This window comes from Microcystis sp. LE18-22.4A (assembly GCF_027531105.1).
Taxonomy (GTDB): domain Bacteria; phylum Cyanobacteriota; class Cyanobacteriia; order Cyanobacteriales; family Microcystaceae; genus Microcystis; species Microcystis aeruginosa.
In genome coordinates, this window is the sequence record NZ_JAPZRB010000585.1 from 1 (window position 1) to 3,261 (window position 3,261).

Consider the following 3,261-nt stretch of genomic DNA (forward strand, 5'->3'; position numbering starts at 1 on the left):
CAAACCGCCGACACCATCGGTCAAAGCATGGGGGCATCGCGGCTGGGGTTGTCTCTTTCATCGCTGCTCTTTCAACGTAAAGTGCTTACTCTTTAACGATTATACTCGATTTGATCTTTATTTGGCGTTTAAGTCCCACTAATCAATTAAGTCTCTTACCAGATAAGGATTTAGTCGATTTATGCCCCCCTATCGAACCATACCAAGTAACGAAGAACCAAATTTTTTCATCGGGACTGACTAAAAACTCACATCTGATCAGTGATCACTGATAACTGATCACTGATAACTGGTAACTGATAACTGATAACTGATAACTGATAACTGGTAACTGCTATAGTGATCCTATTGGGATTTGACTGGGTTTATGTTAGAAATTAGCGATTTATCGGTTAATTATGGCGGAATAAAGGCATTACAGCAGGTTAGCTTAAGGGTAGAAAAGGGGGAAATTGTCACCCTGATTGGAGCGAACGGAGCAGGAAAAACGACGACTCTAAAGACGATATCTCGGATTTTAACGGCAAAGACGGGGCGAATAATTTATCAAGGTCAAGATATTACCCATTTACCGCCCCATGAAATCGTTAAGCGGGGAATTGCCCATAGTCCGGAAGGGAGAAGAATCTTAGCGCGTCAAACAGTCTTGACAAATTTGCAGTTAGGTGCTTATACGAGAAGCGATCGCCTAGGAGTAAAAAGCGATATCGAAGAGCAGTTGCAACTGTTTCCCCGACTATCGGAGCGCCGAGAGCAGTTAGCGGGAACCCTAAGCGGTGGGGAACAGCAGATGCTTGCGATTGCCAGAGCTTTAATGAGTCGTCCCAAGTTATTGTTACTAGACGAACCCAGTTTAGGACTAGCGCCGCAGATAGTGCGAGAAATCTTCAGTATTATCCGTCAATTAAACGAATCGGGAGTAACTATCCTGTTAGTGGAACAAAACGCCAATTTAGCCCTAGAAACTGCCAATCGCGGCTATGTTTTGGCAGCGGGACGCTTGACTATCGCAGGAGAAGCCGGGGATTTACTCAGGGATGAGCGCGTCAAACAAGCTTATTTGGGTTAATCGATGATGATGCGCCAATTATAGATAAAAGCCTATGGTAAAGGTAGGACAAAAAATATTCACAAAATTTTACAAAGTCGCATAAAATGAACACATAACGAAATAGGTATTTTTTCTTACTGCCATGCTAACGGCTAACTTCCCCTGGCTCACTGCCATCATTTTGCTCCCCTTGCTTGCCTCCTTCCTGATCCCTGTAATCCCCGACAAAGAAGGAAAAACTGTTCGTTGGTTCGCTCTTGGAGTCGGACTAGCAGACTTTATATTAATGTGCTACGTCTTTTTACAAAAATATGATTTAAGCAACCCCAACCTACAATTAGTGGAAAAAATCGATTGGGTTCCCCAAATCGGTTTAAGCTGGGCGGTGTCGGTGGATGGTATATCGGCACCGTTAGTTTTATTAGCAGGATTGGTGACAACCCTTTCTATCTTGGCCGCATGGCAAGTAGACCGCAAACCCCGTTTATTCTACTTCCTGATGCTGTTGCTCTACGCCGCTCAGATTGGTGTTTTCGTCGCCCAAGACTTATTATTATTCTTTTTAATGTGGGAAATCGAGTTAATTCCCGTTTATCTACTCGTTTCCATCTGGGGTGGTCAAAAACGTCGTTATGCCGCCACTAAATTCTTACTCTACACCGCCGCCGCTTCTATCTTCATCCTCGTTGCCGGTCTAGCCATGGCCCTTTACGGTGGTGGTGCAATGACCTTTGATATGGCGGAATTAGGATTTAAAGATTATCCCCTCGCTTTAGAATTAGTCCTTTACGCTGGTTTATTAATCGCTTTCGGGGTCAAACTCGCCATCTTCCCCCTCCATACTTGGCTCCCCGATGCTCACGGTGAAGCTTCTGCACCTGTATCGATGATTCTCGCTGGTGTTCTCCTCAAAATGGGTGGTTATGGTTTAATCCGTCTTAATATGGGGCTTCTACCCGATGCACACATCTACTTTGCCCCGATTCTAGCGATTCTCGGTGTCGTTAATATTATCTACGGTGCTTTCGCTTCCTTCGGTCAACAAAACATGAAACGCCGTCTCGCTTATTCCTCGGTTTCACACATGGGATTCGTCCTTTTAGGGATTGCTTCCTTCACCGATGTGGGTATTAGCGGTGCTATGTTACAAATGCTCTCCCACGGTTTAATTGCCGCCGTCTTATTCTTCCTTGCTGGTGTCACCTACGACCGCACCCATACCTTAGCTTTAAACGAGATGGGTGGGATTGCCCAAGCGATGCCGAAAGTCTTCGCTCTCTTTACTGCCGGCGCCATGGCTTCCCTAGCGTTACCCGGAATGAGCGGTTTTGCCAGTGAAATTACTGTATTCATCGGTGTCACTAGCAGTGACGTTTATAGCCAAACCTTCCGGGTTGTGACTGTCTTCCTCGCTTCCGTTGGTTTAATCCTCACCCCGATTTATCTACTCTCCATGCTTCGTCAAGTTTTCTACGGAGATGGTTCTTCCTGCGATATTACTAACATTCTCCCCAACAAAAGTAACGAACAGGCAGTTTGTTTTGGTACTAGCTGTGTCCTCCCTCATGAATCAGAATATATTGACGCTAAACCCAGAGAAATCTTTATCGCTGTCTCTTTCCTCGCTTTGATTGTCGCTATCGGTTTCTATCCCCAACTGGCTACCCGTATCTACGATGTGAAAACGGTGGCAGTTAACTCGGAAGTGCGTCAAGCTTACACAGAAATCGCCGCCACTCGTCAAAATATCTACGCTGAAACTCAACCGGACGTAAGCGCCAAGGTTGCCAGTATCTTCCAATAAATTGGCAAGTCTAAAGTGAATAGGTTATCGGGAGTAGAAATTCTGCTCCTGATTTTTTTGGCGAGGAGATAATTAATTAGGGTTGGCTGAATAAATGTGAAATATAGACGAGGTAAGGGTTTTAGGGGTCTATTTCGCAAAACAAGTGCAAGATTTTCAGAGAATCGTGGTCTTGTAGGGGCGAAGCATTCGGGCATAACCTATCGCTGAAACCGTAGATTTCCTATCCGAATGCTTCGCCCCTACTTTTTCAGCAAACCCTACATAGGGTTTGCTGAAAAAGTTTTTCCTGGGGGCAGGGTGTAGGGTGTGGGGTGTGGGGTGTAGGGTTTTACCGATTTTGAGGGGGTCAATTACCTAATTTTCAGGGAAAAAGTCCAGGGATTTTTCCCCCGATCACTCCCAG

General features: G+C 45.3%; 2 protein-coding genes. Both read left to right on the plus strand.

The annotated features are described in order from the left end of the window. The first annotated feature begins 367 nt into the window (after positions 1-367). Positions 368-1,069, plus strand: a complete 702-nt coding sequence (locus O9295_RS25045) for an ABC transporter ATP-binding protein (protein ID WP_041804206.1) — start codon at positions 368-370, stop codon at positions 1,067-1,069. 124 nt (positions 1,070-1,193) lie between these two features. Beyond that, positions 1,194-2,855 carry an NAD(P)H-quinone oxidoreductase subunit 4 gene (locus tag O9295_RS25050; protein WP_079207447.1) on the plus strand — a complete coding sequence of 554 codons (1,662 nt, stop codon included), beginning with the start codon at positions 1,194-1,196 and terminating at the stop codon, positions 2,853-2,855. The last annotated feature ends 406 nt before the right edge of the window (positions 2,856-3,261 follow it).